This window comes from Streptomyces sp. NBC_00597 (assembly GCF_041431095.1).
Lineage (GTDB): Bacteria > Actinomycetota > Actinomycetes > Streptomycetales > Streptomycetaceae > Streptomyces.
On record NZ_CP107757.1, the window covers coordinates 5,936,333 to 5,954,246 of the forward strand.

A 17,914-nucleotide genomic window follows, 5' to 3' on the forward strand; every position below is an offset into this window, starting at 1 on the left:
GCTGACTGGTGTCCGACCGACGGATGAGACGGCGGCCGGGAGTGTCCGTGGCTCGGGCTAGCCTCTTTACGTGTCCGCGCGTCCGTCCGTCCTCACCGACCCCGAGCAGCTCAAGGAGCTCCTCGGCATCCCTTTCACGCCCGAACAGCTGGCCTGCATCACCGCCCCGGCCGCCCCGCAGGTCATCGTGGCCGGCGCCGGCTCCGGCAAGACCACGGTCATGGCGGCCCGCGTGGTCTGGCTGGTCGGCACCGGAGCGGTCGCGCCCGAGCAGGTCCTCGGCCTCACCTTCACCAACAAGGCCGCCGCCGAACTCGCCGAGCGCGTGCGCAAGGCCCTCGCGCGGGCCGGCATCAGCGACCCGGACCCTTCCCCGGCCGAGGCCGACGCGGCCGGCGGCGAGCCCCGCATCTCCACCTACCACGCGTTCGCCGGCCAGCTCCTGAAGGACCACGGCCTGCGCATCGGCCTGGAGCCCAGCGCCCGGCTGCTCGCCGACGCCACCCGCTTCCAGCTCGCCGCGCGCGTGCTGCGCGAGGCCCCCGGACCGTACCCGGCGCTCACCAAATCCGTCCCCGACCTGGTCAGCGACCTGCTCGCGCTCGACGGGGAGCTCTCGGAGCACCTGGTCACCCCGGCGCAGCTGCGCCGGTACGACACGGAGCTCCTCGACACCCTCGCCACCACCAAGCTCAGCAACGACGACCTGCGCAAGATCCCGGAGGCCGTGCGCGGCCGCCTCGAACTGCTGGAGCTGACCGAGCGCTACCGCGCCGCCAAACGCTCCCGCGACCTGCTCGACTTCAGCGACCAGATAGCCCTCTCCGCGCAGCTCGCCACCACCCGCCCCGAGGTGGGGACGCTGTTGCGCGAGGAGTTCAGGGTGGTCCTGCTCGACGAGTACCAGGACACCTCCGTCGCCCAGCGGCTACTGCTGTCCGGGCTGTTCGGCGGGGGCGCCGGGCACGCCGTGACCGCCGTCGGCGACCCCTGCCAGGCGATCTACGGCTGGCGCGGTGCGTCCGTGGCCAACCTCGACGACTTCCCCGAGCACTTCTCGCACGCCGACGGCAGCCCCGCCACCCGCTTCTCGCTCAGTGAGAACCGGCGCAGCGGCGGGCGCCTCCTCGACCTGGCCAACGGGCTGGCGGCCCCGCTCAGGTCCATGCACGAGGGTGTCGAAGCGCTGCGCGCGGCGCCGGGGGAGGAGCAGGCCGGCACCGTCCGCTGCGCCCTGCTGAACACGCACGCCGAGGAGCTGGAGTGGCTCGCGGACTCGGTCGCGCACCTGGTCCGTACGGGGACGGAGCCGCGCGAGATCGCGGTGCTGTGCCGGTCCGCGCGGGACTTCGCGCAGATCCAGGCCGTGCTGGTGGCCCGGGACGTGCCGGTGGAGGTCGTCGGCCTGTCGGGCCTGCTGCACCTCCCGGAGGTCGCGGACCTGGTCGCGGTGTGCGAGGTGCTCCAGGACCCGGGCGCCAACGCCTCCCTCGTCCGGCTCCTCATCGGCCCGCGCTGGCGGATCGGCGCCCGTGACCTGGCCCTGCTGGGCCGCCGGGCGCGGCAGCTGATCGGCCGCGCGCCGGGCGAGGTGGACCCGGACGAGAGGCTCGCCGCGGCGGTGGAGGGCGTGGACCCGGCGGAGGTCGTCTCGCTGGCGGATGCGTTGGAGACGTTCCTGGACGGCAGCGGCAGCGGCAGTGGCGGCGTAGGCGGGGGCGGCGGCGCCGGGCAGGGCGCGGCCGCGGACGACCTGCCGTTCTCCGCGGCTGCCAGGGTCCGCTTCGCGCACCTCGCCCAGGAGCTGCGCGACCTGCGGCGTTCGCTCGCCGACCCGCTGATGGACGTACTGCACCGGGTGCTGGCCGTGACCGGCCTGGACGTGGAACTGTCGGCTTCGCCGCACGCGCTGGCGGCCCGGCGCCGCGAATCGCTGTCCGGCTTCATGGACGTCGCGGCCGGCTTCGCGTCCCTCGACGGCGAGGCCTCCCTGTTGGCCTTCCTCGGCTTCCTGCGCACGGCGGTCCAGTACGAGAAGGGCCTGGACCACGCCCTGCCCGGCGGGGAGAACACGGTGAAGGTGCTCACCGCCCACAAGTCCAAGGGCCTGGAGTGGGACGTGGTGGTGGTCCCGGACCTGTGCGCGGGCTCGTTCCCCAAGGAGAAGGCCCCGGAGCCGTGGACTTCGTACGCCAAGGTCCTGCCGTACGCGCTGCGCGGCGACGCGGCGACCCTTCCCGGCGATCCGGCGTTGACCTCGGCGGGGCTGAAGTCCTTCAAGGCCGCCCTGAAGGAGCACAAGGCGGTGGAAGAGCTCCGCCTCGGCTACGTCACGTTCACCCGGCCCCGCTCGCTGCTGCTGGCCTCCGCGCACTGGTGGGGCCCGACCCAGAAGAAGCGGCGCGGCCCCTCGGCGTTCCTGACCTCCCTGTACGACCACTGCGCGGCGGGCCACGGCGAGATCGAAGCCTGGGCGCAGGAACCGGCCCCGGACACGGAGAACCCGTCGCTCGCCACGGAGTCCACCCCGGACCGGTCCTGGCCCCTGCCCCTGGACCCGGACTCGCTGGCCCTGCGCCGTGCGGCGGCGGCCCTGGTCGAGTCCCACCTGGCCACCCCCGCGCCGGACCCGGACCCCGCCCCGGACCCCTACCTCTGGCCCCCGGACTGCGAGGAGCCCCGGCCGGCCGCGGACGACCTCTGGGCCCCGGACGACCCCACCGGCGCAGCCGTGCCCCGCGAGCGGACCGCCGCGCCGGCCGCGGACGACCTGTGGGCCCCGGACGAGGCCACCGGCGCGGCCGTGCCGCACCCGCGCGTCGGAGCACCGGACGGCGGCGACCTGTGGACGGCGGACGAGGCCTGGGCCGTACCCGCGGGGGCCGACGCGGCATCCGTCCCGCACCCCCGCACCGGGGCCGGCGCGCCGCCCGGCGAAGGGTCCGGGGCCGCAGGCCCGACCCCGGACGACGGCGCAGCCGTACCCGGGGTCCGGGGCGGAGCCCCGGTTTCGGGAAGGGGCGGGGTAGGGGAAGGGCTTCCACCCGGCAACGTCCCGTGGCCCGCCGACGACCCCTGGTCCGAAGGGCCCGGGTTCGACGACCCTCGGATCGACGAGCCCTGGTCCGACAACCCCCGGGCTGACCACCCCCGGCCGGGCCACCCCCGGTCCGACGCCCCTCGGTCCGGCCACCCCCGGTCCGACGCCCCTCGGTCCGACGAGCCCCGGTCCGACGAGCCCCGGTCCGACGGGCCCCGGGCCGACGAGCCCTGGTCCGACGGGCCCTGGTCCGACGCGCCCCGGGCCGGAGGGCCCGCGCCCGGTTCGACCCCGCCGCCCGGGGGCACCGACCCGTACGCAGGCGCAGGCGCAGCCGCCGGCGCGGACGGCACCGGCCCGTACCGCCCCGGTACGCCGCCCGGCGACCGGCCCCGCACCGCCCGTACGGGCCACACCGCCCTCACCCCCGAAGAGGCACGGGCCGTCGCCTCCTGGGACCGGGACCTCGACGCCCTGGAGGGCGAGCTCCGTCGCGCCCGCGCCGCCGTGCGCGACGTCGAGCTCCCGGCCGCGCTCTCCGCCAGCCAGCTCATGCGCCTCGCCGCGGACGCGCAGGGCTTCGCACGCGACCTCGCCCGCCCCATGCCCAAGCCCCCGCAGCCCGCCGCCCGCCAGGGCACCCGTTTCCACGCCTGGGTCGAGTCCCGCTTCGACGAGCTCCCCCTGCCGCTCCTCGACGTCCTCGACCCGGCCACCGAGCTGCCCGGCTCAGACCAGGAGATTGCCGACGAGGCCGACCTCGACTCCCTCAAGGCCGCCTTCGAGCGCAGCGAGTACGCCGAGCGCACGCCCCACCGCATGGAGGTCCCGGTCCAGCTCACGCTCGCCGGCCGGGTCGTCCGTGGCCGGATCGACGCGGTGTACCGCAACCCCGACGGCTCGTACGAGATCGTCGACTGGAAGACCGGCCGCACCACCGAGGCCGATCCGCTCCAGCTCGCCGTCTACCGCCTGGCTTGGGCGGAAGCCACCGGCACGCCCCTCGACGGGGTCACCGCCGCCTTCCTCCACGTCCGCAGCGGCCGCGTGATCCGGCCCCGGAACCTCCCCGACCGGGCGCGCCTTGAGCGGATCCTCCAAGGCAAATCGGACACGGACAGTGGCCCGCAACCCGACAGTTAGGCTCGTAGGCATGAGCGAAACCCCGGCGGACAGCGTCGTCCGCACGTACATCGACGCGCACCGCGCGACTTTCCTCGACGACCTCGCCGAGTGGCTGCGCATCCCCTCCGTCTCGGCCCAGCCCGAGCACGCGGACGACGTACGTCGCAGCGCCGAGTGGCTCGCCGCGAAGCTCAAGGAGACCGGCTTCCCGGTCACGGAGGTCTGGGAGACCCCCGGCGCGCCCGCCGTCTTCGCCGAGTGGCCGAGCGCGGATCCGGACGCCCGGACCGTCCTCGTCTACGGGCACCACGACGTGCAGCCCGCCGCCGTCGCCGACGGCTGGCACACCGACCCGTTCGAGCCGGTCGTCAAGGACGGCCGGATGTACGCGCGCGGCGCCGCCGACGACAAGGGGCAGGTCTTCTTCCACACCCTCGGCGTACGGGCCCACCTGGCCGCGACCGGCGCAGAGGCGCCCGCCGTGCACCTGAAGCTGCTCATCGAGGGCGAGGAGGAGTCGGGCTCCCCGCACTTCCGTGCCCTGGTCGAGCGGGAGGCGGAGCGCCTCGCCACCGACATCGTGATCGTCTCCGACACCGGCATGTGGTCAGAGACCACGCCCACCGTCTGCACCGGCATGCGCGGCGTCGCCGACTGCGAGATCGACCTGCACGGGCCCGACCAGGACATCCACTCGGGCGCCTTCGGCGGGGCCGTGCCCAATCCGGCCACCGTCGCCGCCCGCCTGGTCGCGGCGCTGCACGACGCCGACGAGCGGGTCACGATCCCCGGCTTCTACGACAACATCGCCGAGCTCACGGACGAGGAGCGGGCGCTGATCGCCGAGCTGCCGTTCGACGAGTCCGAGTGGCTGCGCACGGCGAGGTCGCACGCCGCCGCGGGAGAGAAGGGCTACTCCACCCTGGAGCGGGTCTGGGCCCGCCCGACGGCCGAGGTCAACGGCATCGGCGGCGGCTACCAGGGCCCCGGCGGCAAGACCATCGTGCCCGCCTCCGCCCACCTGAAGCTCTCCTTCCGGCTGGTGTCCGGGCAGGACCCGTACGAGGTGGAGGCGGCGGTCAGGGACTGGGTCGCGGCCCGCATCCCGGAAGGGATCCGCCATTCCATCGTCTTCGGCGCGCCCACCAGGCCCTGCCTGACGCCGCTGGACCACCCGGCGCTCCAGTCCGTCGTGCGGGCCATGGGCCGGGCGTTCGGCGAGAAGGTCCGCTTCACCCGCGAGGGCGGCTCCGGACCCGCGGCGGACCTCCAGGACGTACTGGACGCGCCCGTGCTGTTCCTCGGCATCTCCGTGCCGTCCGACGGCTGGCACTCGCCGAACGAGAAGGTCGAGCTGGACCTGCTCATGAAGGGCGTCGAGACGGCCGCCTACCTGTGGGGCGACCTGGCCGCCGGCCACGGGCACCCCGTCTAACCCCACCGCGTCACCCCGTCTAACCCCACCGCGTCACCCCGGGTGACCCCACTACGTCACCCAGCCACGAGTCACCCGTCACGAGTCACTGAGCCTGCCTGTCCCACCACCGGGGGAGTTGGAAGTACCTGTGAGCACCCATACCGAGCACCCGATCTCGCTCGCCGCGCCCAGCGGGATCGACCGCGCCGCGCACCACCGCCTCGACGAGGCCTGGCTCGCGGCCGCCTGGAGCCACCCGACGACGCGCGTCTTCGTGGTCTCCGGCGGTCAGGTCCTGATCGACGACACCCCCGACGGGGAGACCGGGATCGTGATGACCCCGGCCTTCGAGGCCCCGGTCACCGAGACGCACCGCTACTTCCTGGGCACCGACGACGACGGCGTACGGTACTTCGCGCTCCAGAAGGACTCGTTGCCGGGCCGGATGGACCAGTCGGCCCGCCCGGCCGGCCTGCGCGAGGCCGGGCTGCTGCTGGGCCCGCGCGACGCCGGGCTGATGGTGCACGCGGTGGCCCTGGAGAACTGGCAGCGGATGCACCGCTTCTGCTCGCGCTGCGGCGAGCGCACGGTGGTCGCGGCCGCCGGGCACATCCGCCGCTGCCCCGGCTGCGGAGCCGAGCACTACCCGCGCACCGACCCCGCGGTGATCATGTTGGTCACCGACGAGCACGACCGCGCGCTGCTGGGCCGCCAGGTGCACTGGCCGGAGGGGCGCTTCTCGACGTTGGCCGGGTTCGTGGAGCCGGGCGAGTCGATCGAGCAGTCGGTCGTCCGCGAGGTGTGGGAGGAGGCGGGCATCAAGGTCGGCGAGGTCGAGTACGTCGCCAGCCAGCCCTGGCCGTTCCCGTACAGCCTGATGCTGGGCTTCACGGCGCGCGCCACCACCACCGAGATCACGGTCGACGGCGAGGAGATCCAGGAGGCCCGCTGGTTCTCCCGCGAGGAGCTGCGTGCCGCGTTCGAGAGCGGCGAGATGGTGCCCCCGTCGGGGATCTCCATCGCGGCGCGGCTGGTCGAGCGCTGGTACGGGGAGCCGCTGCCGCGTCCGCTCGCGTAAGGCCCGCCACACGGCAGAAGGCCCCCGCCGCGGCGGGGGCCCTTCTGTTCGCTGCGTCACGTCGCTGCGTCACGTCGCTGCGTGACGTCGATGCGCACCCGGCCACCTCGCCGCGTGCCGCCCCGGCCGTCAGACGGCGAGGGCCTGCTTGACCTGGGCCAGGCTCGGGTTCGTCATGACCGACTCGGCCCCGGCCGGGGACACCACGAGGACGGTCGGAACGGTCTGGTTGCCGCCGTTCGCCTTCTCGACGAACGCCGCGGACTCGGGGTCCAGCTCGATGTTGATCTCGTTGTACGCGATGCCTTCCCGGTCCAGCTGGGTCTTCAGCCGACGGCAGTAGCCGCACCAGGTCGTGCTGTACATCGTGACGGAACCCGTGTCCTGCATGCTGCGGTCTCCTCTGTGGGGTCTGGGTGGTCCGAGTACTCGAACGTACGGGACCGCGGGGCCATTCCCGCAGCCGCGGTGCCCCCGGTACGTCAAGTACGTCAAGTGCGTCACGTGCAGCACGGGGGCGGCGCGGGCCGCGAGCCGGTACGACGAATGCGCGCACCCTGTGGACAAGTTTCCCGCCCGCCCCTCGGGACCTGGCAGCATGGCGGGGTGACATCAGCAACGCACTCCTCATCCTTCCCCGCCGGCGCGGACTCGGCCGATGCGGTGCTCCTGGGCCTGGACCCGGAGCAGCGCGAGGTCGCGACGACCCTGCGCGGACCGGTGTGCGTGCTGGCGGGAGCGGGCACGGGCAAGACCCGGGCGATCACCCACCGGATCGCCTACGGGGTCCGTTCCGGCCAGCTGATGCCGGCCAGCGTGCTGGCCGTCACGTTCACCAACCGCGCCGCCGGCGAAATGCGCGGCCGCCTGCGCACCCTGGGCGCGGGCGGGGTCCAGGCACGGACGTTCCACTCCGCCGCCCTGCGCCAGCTCCAGTACTTCTGGCCCAAGGCGATCGGCGGCGAGGTGCCCCGCCTCGTCGAGCGCAAGATCCAGCTCGTGGCCGAGGCCGGCGCGCGCTGCCGCATCCGACTCGACCGTGGCGAGCTGCGCGATGTCACCGGTGAGATCGAGTGGGCGAAGGTCACCCAGACCGTGCCCTCCGACTATCCGGCAGCCGCCCTCAAGGTGGGCCGCGAAGCCCCCCGGGACATGGCGGAGATCGCCCAGATCTACGGGACGTACGAGCAGCTCAAGCGCGACCGCGGCATGATCGACTTCGAGGACGTGCTGCTGCTCACGGTCGGCATCCTCCAGGACCGCCACGACATCGCCGAACAGATCCGCACCCAGTACCAGCACTTCGTGGTGGACGAGTACCAGGACGTCAGCCCGCTCCAGCAGCGACTGCTGGACCTGTGGCTCGGCGAGCGCGACAGCCTCTGCGTCGTCGGCGACGCCAGCCAGACGATCTACTCCTTCACCGGTGCCACCCCGGACCACCTGCTGAACTTCCGCACCCGCTACCCGCAGGCCACGCTCGTCAAGCTGGTGCGCGACTACCGCTCCACCCCCCAGGTGGTCCACCTCGCCAACGGGCTGCTCAGCCAGGCCAAGGGCCGCGCCGCCGAGCACCGCCTGGAGCTGGTCTCCCAGCGCGAGCCCGGCCCCGACCCGGTCTACGCCGAGTACCCCGACGAGCCCGCCGAGGCCGAGGGCGTCGCCCTGCGGATCCGGGACCTGATCGCGGCGGGCGTCCCGGCCGGCGAGATCGCCGTGCTCTACCGCATCAACGCCCAGTCCGAGGTCTACGAGCAGGCCCTCGCCGACGCCGGGGTGCCGTACCAGCTGCGCGGCGCCGAGCGCTTCTTCGAGCGGGGCGAGGTGCAGAAGGCGATCCTCGCCCTGCGCGGCGCCGCGCGCTCCGGCGGCAACGACCCCCTCCTCGACGACGTCGTCGAGCTCGGCTCCCAGGTCCGGGCCGTCCTCAGCTCCACCGGCTGGACCACCGAGCCGCCCGCCGGCTCCGGGGCCGTCCGCGACCAGTGGGAGTCCGTGGCCGCCCTGGTCCGGCTCGCCGAGGACTTCGCCCGGAGTCGGCCCGGCGCGACCCTGGCGGACCTGACCGTAGAGCTGGACGAGCGCAGGGCGGCCCAGCACGCCCCGACCGTCCAGGGCGTCACCCTCGCCTCGCTGCACGCCGCGAAGGGCCTGGAATGGGACGCCGTGTACCTGGCCGGCCTCACCGACGGCATGATGCCGATCACATACGCCAAGACCGACGAGCAGGTGGAGGAGGAACGCCGGCTCCTCTATGTCGGGGTCACCCGGGCGCGTCACCACCTGACGCTCTCCTGGGCGCTCTCCCGGGCTCCGGGCGGCAGGCCCTCCCGCCGCCCCAGCCGCTTCCTGAACGGGCTGCGGCCGGGCTCTGCGGCCCCCGGCGGCCGGGCGGGCGGTACGGCCGAGCGGGCGCCCCGGACGCGGGGGCGCCGCGGCCCGGCGCTGTGCCGGGTGTGCGGCAAGACGCTCACCGAGGCCGGCGAGCTGAAACTGATGCGCTGCGACGACTGCCCGTCGGACATGGACGAAGGCCTCTACGAGCGGCTGCGGGAGTGGCGCGCGGGCCAGGCGAAGGAGCAGGGACTGCCCGCGTACTGCGTCTTCACCGACAGGACGCTCGTCGCGATCGCCGAGGCCGCGCCGTCCGAGGAGGGCGAGCTCTCGATGATCTCTGGAGTCGGCCGCCGCAAGCTCGACCGGTACGGAGCCGACGTCCTGGCCATCTGTGCAGGTCAAGAGCCTGGGGGCAGCGATGCTGACGACGCGTAGAAACTCGTCGGAAAAATAGTTTGCACATGCCCAGCGAATCCCCATAGGTTCTTAGCAACGGAAACGGTGGCTTCTCCGAAGCTCCGGATCCGTGCTGTACTTATCCGAATACGTATGGGACAGGCCCCCGGGCCCCGTCCCCGAGACGCCGAGAGGAGGCGAGAACCAGTGACCAGCTTCATCACCACCACCAAAATGACCGATCGCTCGGTCGCCGCTTCCTGCACGCTCGGCTCCTCCTCGCTCCTCCCGCTCCTGGGTACCGGTCTGTCCGCGATTTCCGCTGACAGCCCTGCCCTGCTGGCTGCGCCCTCCGCGCTCCTGGCGAGCGTGCGGAATGAGCGACCGACCCAGGCACCGGTGGCAGTACTGGAAGCCCAGGCGCATGGCGCCTATGGGTTTGCGGCCGCAGCCGGTGCCGGATCCAAGACGCAGACGAAGCAGACGAAGCAGCAGCACCACCTGATGTGGGCCTTCCGTGGGCTCGAACCCTGGAGTGATCCAGCCTGATTCCAAGATCAGGCCGGCGCCTTCAGGGCCGCGGAACCCCACCCGGGATCCGCGGCCCTTCTGTTTGCCCCCGAACGGGGGCGACGGCACGAAGGAGCCTCGGGACTGGCAAGACCAGGTACCAGCCGCCCCCGGCCGAACCCGGCCGGAACGACTAGCCAACCAAGACGAGGAAGAAAACACCGTGCAACTCGAAGCGCACGCCCCGTCCGTACCGCAGACCCAGACGATCTCCCCGCCCGCAGTCCCGGAGGACTCCACCTTGACTCCCCTCACCGCGCTGACCGCGCTCGACGACGCCATCGAGAACCTCGGCGTACCCGTCGCCTGCCGTACCTACGACCCCGAGGTCTTCTTCGCCGAGTCCCCGGCCGACGTCGAGTACGCCAAGTCCCTGTGCGCCACCTGCCCGCTGGTCGAGGCCTGCCTCGCCGGTGCGGTCGAGCGCCGTGAGCCCTGGGGTGTCTGGGGTGGCGAGCTGTTCGTCCAGGGCGTTGTCGTAGCCCGGAAGCGCCCCCGTGGCCGTCCGCGCAAGAACCCGGTTGTCGCGGCATGACCGCCGCCGGAACCATCGACCGCCCCCTGACGCACGACCCCTTGAAGCAGGCCCTCATGACCGCCCACACGACGAGCGAGCAGCCGCACGGCTCCGCCACCGCAGACTTCATCACCGCCGGCGCGATCACCTCGCGTCAGAACAGGACCCGCGAAATGCAACTCATCCCAGAAGCCCTGGCTCGTGCCCATATGGACGACCGCATGCGTGAGGTCGACGCCGAGCGTCGCGCCCTGCGCCTGGTCGCCGCCCGCCGCATGCAGCGGCGAGCCGAGCGCGTCTCGCTGCGCGCCCGGCGGGCGCTGGCCATCGCCGTCATGCAGTAAGCAGCCACGCAGCCGCCGCTGACCAGCGGCGCCGCAGCGTACGGGGGACCGGTCCGAACGGACCGGTCCCCCCGGTGCGTTGCGGACGGCTCTCCACCCCTCGCGGGGATATCGTCTGGAGGTGGACCAGCCGAATCCCCACCCCGCCCCGTCGGGACCCGAGGCCCAGCCCGTCGTCTGCGCGCGCTGCGGCAAGAAGGCCCCAGACGGCGCCCCGCCCACCTGGACCTGCTCGGTGGAGAACGGGACCAGACAATACTTCTGCGTCGATTGCGCGCGGGCCAACCTCCGGGCGATCGAGGGCCGCCTCGACTCGTCCTGGTGGTGACTCGGGCCCGCAGGCCCCCGCGCTCACTCCTCGGGCAAGAACCCCGGGAGCCAGGACTCCAGTTCGCCCCGCAGCCGTACCGTCGCGCCCAGCTGGCAGAGCACCCCGATGGTGCTCAGCGTCACCCGGTGGATCAGCAGGTACGAGGGCGGCAGATTGATCTGCCGGCCCAACTGGTGTGCGGGGGAGCGGGGATCGGCGATCCGGGCCGCCTGGCCGCGCAGCCACGGGCGCGTGAAGGTGAACTCATCGGCCCGGGCCGGCTCGATGATGGGCAGCAGGTAGTCCAGCACCGCCTCCGGGTCCAGTTCGATGGACTCCTTCACGAACCCCTCGGCGCACAGGTGCCCGTAGGTCCCCTCCGCGTCGCCCTCCAGCGTCATCCTCAGTGACGTCCCGATGGGTTTGGGCCAGCCTCCGGGCAGCCGGTCGACGGTGCCGAAGTCCAGCACGCCCAGCCGTATTCGGCCGTCCGCCCCGGATATCAGACGGAAGTTGCCCGGATGCGGATCGGCGTGCAGCAGCCCGGTGCGCGCGGGCCCCGAGAAGAGGAACCGGGCCAGCAGCTGACCGGCGCGGTCGCGCTCCTCCTCGGTGCCGTCCGCTATCACCTCCGACAGCGGGGTCCCCTCCATCCACTCGGTCACCAGCACCTGGTCGCCCTGGTGCACGACATCCGGCACGACCACGTCCTCGTCGCCCTCGAACGCGTCCGCGTGGATCCGCTGGGCCTCGGCCTCCAGCTCGTAGTCCAGTTCCTCCGCGACCCGGTCGCGCAGCTCCTCGATCAACGGCTTGACGTCCATGCCGGGAATCAGCGGACCCAGCAGCCCCGCGAACCGGCCCAGCTGCTTCAGGTCCGACAGCAGCGCCTCACCGGCCCCCGGGTATTGGACCTTCACCGCGACCTGCCGGCCGTCGTGCCACACCGCCCGGTGCACCTGCCCGATCGAGGCCGCCGCGGCCGGCTTGTCCTCGAACTCCTCGAACAGGTCGCGCCAGTCGGCGCCCAGTCGGTCCGCCAGCACCTGGTGCACCGTCTGGGCGGGCAGCGGCGGGGCCGCCTCCTGAAGCTTGGTCAGCGCGGCCCGGTACGGCCCGGCGACCTCCTCGGGCAGGGCCGACTCGAAGACCGAGAGCGCCTGCCCGAACTTCATGGCACCGCCCTTCAACTCTCCGAGCGTGCGGAACAGCTGATCGGCGGTGCGCTGCTGGAGCTCGCGCGCCACGATCTCCGCCGACTTGCCCCCGATCCGCTTTCCCAGCCCCCAAGTGACCCGGCCCGCGAAGCCGAGTGGCAGCGCGGCCAGCTTGACGGTACGGGTGACCGCCTTCCGGGGAAGATCAGACATGCGCCCCTCCAATTCCCAGACAGCTGTGCCGCAAGCGGCGGTTCAGGACGGCCCTCGGCCCATCGCATCCTGTCATGGTGCCTGCGCCCCACCCCGCCCGAGGCGTCCACCCCGAAGCCGACGGGAGTCCCGACCCCCGGACAGCATCGGTCCCCGCGGGCGAGCATGACCGGACACCGGATGGAGCCTTCACGGCCCCGCCCCCTGCTCCGCCGTAACCCTGGCCGCGGCGCACGGGCAGTCGGGATGCGGGCTCAGGGGCGTCTGCTCCCAGTGAAGACCGGGGAGGGCGGCCTCCCAGCGGGAGGCCGTCGACGCGGGCAGCTCGCCGTCGAGGAAGGACAGGGCGTGGGCCGCGGCGAGGCCGGCCACCGCCGTGGCCAGGCCCAGGTCGCAGGCGGCGGTGGCCCGGCGGCGGTGCGCCGAGCGCCATTGGACGAGCATCCGCGGCCAGGCCGGATCCGCCTCGACCCGGTCGCGCTCCATGCAGCCCGCGCACGCCGTGGCACCCGGCAGCACCAGCGGACCGACCAGCCCGGTGCCCTCCAGCACCCCGGCGTACAGGTGCGGGGTGCCGGTGGCGATCCAGTCGGCCGCGGTGCCCGGATCCGGGGCCCACGCCTGCAAGCCGTCCCGGGGCGCGACCACCACCAGGGACACACCCGGCTCGGGCCCCTCGTGTTCCGTGGCACGCGGTGGGCGCGCCGGGGCCGATTCGCGGACCAGCCCGGCCGCCGCCTCGGCCCGCAGCCGCCCCACACTGCCCGGCCCAAGTCCACCCGGTGCCACGTCCGCGGGCTCCACCCGGCCGCCGTCGAGGACCTCGACCCGGCCCACGCCGGCTCCCGCCAGGACCCCGGCGATCATCCCGCCCACCCGGCCGCTCCCGCGCACCTGGACCCGTACGGCCCGCCGCGCCGCGACGCCCCGCAAGTCACCTCCCGGCTCACGGCGTACCAGCGAGAGCGAGCCCAGATCGGGCCCGAGCCGCTCCAGCGCCTCCGGCCGCTTGCGCACGGCCTGCGCCCGAGGGCCGCCCGCGGTCGCGTCGTCCAGCAGGCCGGCCGCTGCCAGCCGGCGGACCAGCAAGTCCACCTGCCCCTCCGGCAGCCCCACGGCCGCCGCCTCCGCGCGCAGCAGTTCCATGCCCCGCGTCCCGTCGATCCGGTCGATGAACGATCCGGTCGCCGTGTCCACCGGGCCGAGCACCACCGCGTGCGCAGGCGTTACCCCGAACTGCACCGTCTGTAGATCCCGCCACGCCCTCGCCAGCGCCGGCTTCACCTTCGGATACATGGCTTTCCCCCTCGTACGAACTGCGCCTCGTTCCCTTCCTCCGCAGAGTGCCCGCCCGGCGCATTCCGTGCGCGGATTTGTCCACAGGCAAGAGCTATTAGGCATATGAGATGGAGAAATGGGGCGCTTCCTGCGCGACCTTCGAATCGATCATGTTCGAACGGTGGAGCAGCGGGACTTCGGCCGCGGCGAGCGGGTACGGTCTTGGGCGTGTCCGCCGACCCACAGCAGCGCGCCGTCGAAGTCCGCCGGAGCGCGCGCCGCCGCAGGACCGTTTCCGCCTACCGCGAGGGTGACCGGACGGTCGTCCTCATCCCTGCCCGGATGTCCGAGGCCGAGGAGCAGCGCTGGGTGGGCGTCATGCTCGACAAGCTCGCCGCGCAGGAGAGCAAGCGCACCCTCGGGGACGCGGAACTCACCGCACGCGCCGAGCGTTTGTCCGAGCAGTACTTCAGCGCCCGTGCCCGCCCCCGCTCGGTGCGCTGGGTCACCAACCAGAACACCCGCTGGGGCTCCTGCACCCCTGCCGAAGGCAGCATCCGGCTCTCGCACCGCCTCCAGGGGATGCCGGAGTACGTCGTCGACTACGTGCTGCTGCACGAGCTGGCGCACCTCCTCGTGCCCGGCCACGGCCCCCGCTTCTGGGAACTGCTCGACGCCTACCCGCGCACCGAGCGGGCCCGCGGCTACCTGGAGGGAGTGGTCGCCGCCGAGCGGCTGCCCAAGGTCCCCGAGGCCCGGGAGGAATGACCGGACCGCGCACCCCCGGCCGCGGACGTATCGATATGTACCGGGTCGGTACCGGCTTGGCCGGATGTCGGCAGATGCGGCTAGCCTGAGCGGCACGCAATTTCACAGTCGGGATGGGGGACGGTCGTTACGTATGGCCAGGGAATTCCAACGCGGTCACAAGGCCAAGATCAGCGATCTGACGGCCGGCACCGATCTGTACGTGGGCGTCCAGATCGCCGGGCCCGGACTCGCCTTCGACATCAGCTGCTTCGGCCTTGACGCCAACGAGCAGCTGTCGGACGACCGGTACTTCATTTTCTACAACCAGCCGAAGTCGCCGGAGGAGTCCATCCAGCAGCTCGGCCCGCAGGCCGGCGACACCGAGTCCTTCCGGGTGACGCTGGACCGCGTCCCGGCGAGCATCCACAAGCTGTCCTTCACCGCCACGATCGACGGCGACGGACAGATGTCGCAGATCGGACCGGGCTACATCCGGATCGTGGCCGGCGGCGAAGAGGTCGTCCGGTACTCCTTCACGGGTGCGGAGTTCAGCACCGAGCGCGCCGTGATGCTCGGCGACTTCTACCTCAAGGACGTGTGGCGGTTCGCCGCCGTCGGCCAGGGCTTCGACGGCGGACTCGCCGCGCTGCTGAAGAACTTCGGCGGCGAGGTCGCCGAGGAGGACGAGCAGCAGGCGCAGCAGCCGCAGGCCCCCGCCCCCGCTCAGTCCGGCGCCGCGCCGGGATTCGCCCCGCCGCCGCAGGGAGCCGCCCCGGCGCAGTCCTTCGGCACCCCGGTCCAGGCCCCGGCCCCGCAGGCCCCGCCCGCCCCGTACGTTCCGCAGCCCGCCCCGGCTCCCGCCCCGGCCCCGCAGTACCAGCAGCCCGGCGCGCCCGCCCCCGTGCACTCGGCCCCGACCATGGTCGGCCCGCTGACCACCCCGCCGGCCCCCGCGCCGTACGGACAGCCGCCGCACGCCCCGCAGCCGCCCGGCCCGCCGTCGTACGGCCAGCAGTCGCAGCCCTCGTACGGCCAGATGCCCGGTTACGGCCAGGTCCCGCCGCCCGCTCCGGCCCCCGCGCCGTACGGCCAGCAGCCCGGTTACGGCCAGGTCCCCGGCCAGCAGCCGGCCCCGTACGGTCAGATGCCCGGCCAGCAGCCCGGCTACGGCCAGGGCGCCCCGCAGGCCGCCGGCGCCGGACTCGCCGCCGCGCTCCAGCCGTACAAGGAAGTGCCCACGGGCACCCGCTGGACCGCGCAGAACCACCAGCTCATGCGCGTCGACCTGGCCATGGGCGGCCAGCCCGTCCTCGCCCGCCAGGGCAGCATGGTGCTCTACCAGGGCAAGGTCGACTTCAGCTACAAGGGCGCGGGCTTCGCCGGCCGCATCGTCGGCAACGCCACCGGCCAGGAGATGCAGCTGATGCGCTGCAGCGGCCGCGGCCAGGTCTTCCTCGCCGAGAACGGCGCCCACCTGCACGCCATCGAGCTCCAGGGCGACGGGATCTGCGTCTCCGCCGAGAGCGTCCTCGCCTTCGACGAGAGCCTCCAGCACGAGGTCCGCCGCATCGAGGGCCACGGCATCCCCGGCGGCGCCCTCTTCACGATGCTGTTCCAGGGCTCCGGCACGGTGATCGTCAAGACGCACGGCACGCCGGTCGTACTGCCCGTCACCCCGACCACCTTCGCCGACAGCAATGCCATCGTCGCGTGGTCGGCGGCCTCCCAGGTGATCGTCTCCAGCCAGGTCCGGCTGCGGCGCAACGCCTACCCCGGCCACAGCGGGGAGACCGTGAACCTCCAGTTCCGCGGCGCTCCCGGCAACTTCATCGTCGTCCAGCCGTACGAGGTCTGAGGGAGCCCGTCATGAACGCAATGAACCAGCAGCTCGCGGGCTACGCCCCCACCCCCGTCACGGCCCGCATGGAGAACCACGGCCGGGCCATGCTCAAGGTCGCCATGCAGAGCGGCCAGGACCTCTTCGCACGCACCGGATCGATGGTCGCGTACGAGGGCTTCGTCCAGTACGAGCCCAACCCGCCGGCCATGCGCCAGATGGCTTCCCAGTGGCTGACCGGCGAGGGCGCCCCGCTGATGAAGTGCACGGGCGACGGCCTGCTCTACCTCGCCGACTACGGCGCCGACGTCGTCGTGATCAACCTCAACAACGACGCGCTGTCGGTCAACGGCACCAACCTGCTCGCCTTCGACGCCCACCTCCAGTGGGGCGTCGAGCGGGTCAAGGGCATGGCCAAGTTCGCCGGCCAGGGCCTGTTCAACGTGCAGATCTCCGGCACCGGCTGGGTCGCGATCACCTCCCGGGGCACCCCGATCGTGGTCGACTGCGGCCGCGGCGAGGACGAGACGTATGTCGACCCCGACGCGCTCGTCGCCTGGTCCCCGAACCTCAAGGTGAAGGGCAAGCGCAGTTTCAAGGCCTCGTCGATGATCGGCCGGGGCAGCGGGGAGGCCTACCAGATGGCCTTCTCCGGTCAGGGCATCGTCGTCGTACAGCCCAGCGAGGACAGCACCGACCGGCTCCGGGGCCGGGGCTGAGGGGGAGCGGACACATCATGCAGAGCGCACTTTTCGCCCACGCAGAGGCGCAGTCCCAGGAGCGGTACGCCGTCCAGAACCCGCAGCTGCTGCGGGTCACGCTGGCCGGCTCCGACGACGTACTCGCCCGCAAGGGCGCGATGGTCGCCTACCAGGGCATCGTCGACTTCGACGGCGAGTACCAGAGCACCACGCAGCGCACCGCCCTCGCCCGCACCGGCGAGGGACTCGACCTGATGCGCTGCTCCGGGCAGGGCACGGTCTACCTGGCCAACCTCGCCCAGTACGTCCACGTCGTGGACGTGGACCAGGACGGCCTCACCGTCGACAGCAGCTACGTGCTGGCGCTGGACTCCAGCCTGCACACCGAGGCGATCGCGGTCGACAGCCAGTACGGGATCTCCGGTTCCGGCAAGTACCAGCTCAACATCACCGGCCGCGGCAAGGTCGCGCTGATGACCTCTGGGCAGCCGCTGATGATGCAGGTCACGCCCGACAAGTACGTCAACGCCGACGCGGACGCGGTCGTCGCCTGGTCGACCTCGCTGCGCGTGCAGATGCAGGCCCAGACGCACTCCAGCGGCGTCTGGCGGCGGCGCGGCAACACCGGCGAGGGCTGGGAGCTCAGCTTCCTCGGCACCGGCTTCGCGCTGGTGCAGCCGAGCGAGGTGCTGCCGCCGCAGAACGCCCAGCTCGGTCAGGGCATGGCCGCGCAGTACGGCATGGGCCAGCACGGCGTCCACGTGCAGAACCAGAACAACGCCTGGAACTGACGAGGGGCACACGGCACGTGCAAGGGGCGGCTCCGCGGATGCGGGGCCGCCCC

Annotated in this window: 15 protein-coding genes; 12 read left to right on the forward strand and 3 right to left on the reverse strand. The window is 72.8% G+C overall.

Features of this window, described 5'->3' with window-relative positions:
* Window positions 1-70: 70 nt before the first annotated feature.
* From OG974_RS27130 to nudC, 3 genes are all read left to right on the forward strand, one after another.
* Window positions 71-4,183 carry a UvrD-helicase domain-containing protein gene (locus OG974_RS27130; RefSeq protein ID WP_371644718.1) on the forward strand — a complete coding sequence of 1,371 codons (4,113 nt, stop codon included), beginning with the start codon at window positions 71-73 and terminating at the stop codon, window positions 4,181-4,183.
* Window positions 4,184-4,193: 10 nt separating this feature from the next.
* Window positions 4,194-5,600: a dipeptidase gene (locus tag OG974_RS27135; protein WP_327285298.1), complete on the forward strand. Its 1,407-nt coding sequence runs from the start codon at window positions 4,194-4,196 to the stop codon at window positions 5,598-5,600.
* Window positions 5,601-5,718: 118 nt separating this feature from the next.
* Window positions 5,719-6,660: an NAD(+) diphosphatase gene (gene nudC / locus OG974_RS27140; RefSeq protein ID WP_328763595.1), complete on the forward strand. Its 942-nt coding sequence runs from the start codon at window positions 5,719-5,721 to the stop codon at window positions 6,658-6,660.
* A gap of 129 nt (window positions 6,661-6,789) precedes the next feature.
* On the opposite strand, the gene OG974_RS27145 is transcribed toward nudC, so the two are convergent.
* Window positions 6,790-7,050 carry a mycoredoxin gene (locus tag OG974_RS27145; RefSeq protein ID WP_054223160.1) on the reverse strand — a complete coding sequence of 87 codons (261 nt, stop codon included), beginning with the start codon at window positions 7,048-7,050 and terminating at the stop codon, window positions 6,790-6,792.
* A 156-nt stretch (window positions 7,051-7,206) separates the two neighbouring features.
* On the opposite strand from OG974_RS27145, the gene OG974_RS27150 reads away from it, so the two are divergent.
* The 5 genes from OG974_RS27150 to OG974_RS27170 all read left to right on the forward strand — a co-directional run bounded on the left by OG974_RS27150 (window position 7,207) and on the right by OG974_RS27170 (window position 11,152).
* Complete coding sequence (locus OG974_RS27150) at window positions 7,207-9,432, forward strand: ATP-dependent DNA helicase UvrD2 (protein ID WP_371644720.1); 2,226 nt, start codon at window positions 7,207-7,209, stop codon at window positions 9,430-9,432.
* Between the two features lie 168 nt (window positions 9,433-9,600).
* A complete protein-coding gene (locus OG974_RS27155) occupies window positions 9,601-9,942 on the forward strand; it encodes a hypothetical protein (protein WP_328763599.1) in 342 nt (113 codons plus the stop codon).
* Window positions 9,943-10,126: 184 nt separating this feature from the next.
* Entirely contained in the window at window positions 10,127-10,498 is a 372-nt protein-coding gene (locus OG974_RS27160) for a WhiB family transcriptional regulator (RefSeq protein ID WP_030291222.1), read from the forward strand.
* Window positions 10,495-10,824, forward strand: coding sequence for a hypothetical protein (locus tag OG974_RS27165; RefSeq protein WP_327285302.1), 330 nt, complete (start codon window positions 10,495-10,497; stop codon window positions 10,822-10,824). Before OG974_RS27160 ends, OG974_RS27165 begins: the two co-directional genes overlap by 4 nt.
* A 121-nt stretch (window positions 10,825-10,945) precedes the next feature.
* On the forward strand, window positions 10,946-11,152 hold the full coding sequence (locus OG974_RS27170; RefSeq protein WP_099889587.1) for a hypothetical protein: 207 nt from the start codon (window positions 10,946-10,948) through the stop codon (window positions 11,150-11,152).
* A gap of 23 nt (window positions 11,153-11,175) precedes the next feature.
* Here OG974_RS27170 and OG974_RS27175 read toward each other — a convergent pair whose 3' ends face one another.
* Both OG974_RS27175 and OG974_RS27180 read right to left on the reverse strand, forming a co-directional pair.
* Window positions 11,176-12,504 (reverse strand): AarF/ABC1/UbiB kinase family protein, encoded by a 1,329-nt coding sequence (locus OG974_RS27175; protein ID WP_327285303.1) that lies wholly within the window; start codon window positions 12,502-12,504, stop codon window positions 11,176-11,178.
* Window positions 12,505-12,693: 189 nt separating this feature from the next.
* Window positions 12,694-13,800 carry a ThiF family adenylyltransferase gene (locus OG974_RS27180; RefSeq protein WP_371644723.1) on the reverse strand — a complete coding sequence of 369 codons (1,107 nt, stop codon included), beginning with the start codon at window positions 13,798-13,800 and terminating at the stop codon, window positions 12,694-12,696.
* A 105-nt stretch (window positions 13,801-13,905) separates the two neighbouring features.
* Here OG974_RS27180 and OG974_RS27185 point away from each other — a divergent pair, with 105 nt between their 5' ends.
* From OG974_RS27185 to OG974_RS27200, 4 genes are all read left to right on the forward strand, one after another.
* On the forward strand, window positions 13,906-14,550 hold the full coding sequence (locus OG974_RS27185; RefSeq protein WP_371644725.1) for a M48 family metallopeptidase: 645 nt from the start codon (window positions 13,906-13,908) through the stop codon (window positions 14,548-14,550).
* 133 nt (window positions 14,551-14,683) lie between these two features.
* A complete protein-coding gene (locus OG974_RS27190) occupies window positions 14,684-16,387 on the forward strand; it encodes a TerD family protein (RefSeq protein WP_328763604.1) in 1,704 nt (567 codons plus the stop codon).
* A 20-nt stretch (window positions 16,388-16,407) separates the two neighbouring features.
* Complete coding sequence (locus tag OG974_RS27195; protein WP_327285770.1) at window positions 16,408-17,088, forward strand: AIM24 family protein; 681 nt, start codon at window positions 16,408-16,410, stop codon at window positions 17,086-17,088.
* 17 nt (window positions 17,089-17,105) lie between these two features.
* Entirely contained in the window at window positions 17,106-17,861 is a 756-nt protein-coding gene (locus tag OG974_RS27200) for an AIM24 family protein (protein ID WP_327285307.1), read from the forward strand.
* Window positions 17,862-17,914: the final 53 nt, after the last annotated feature.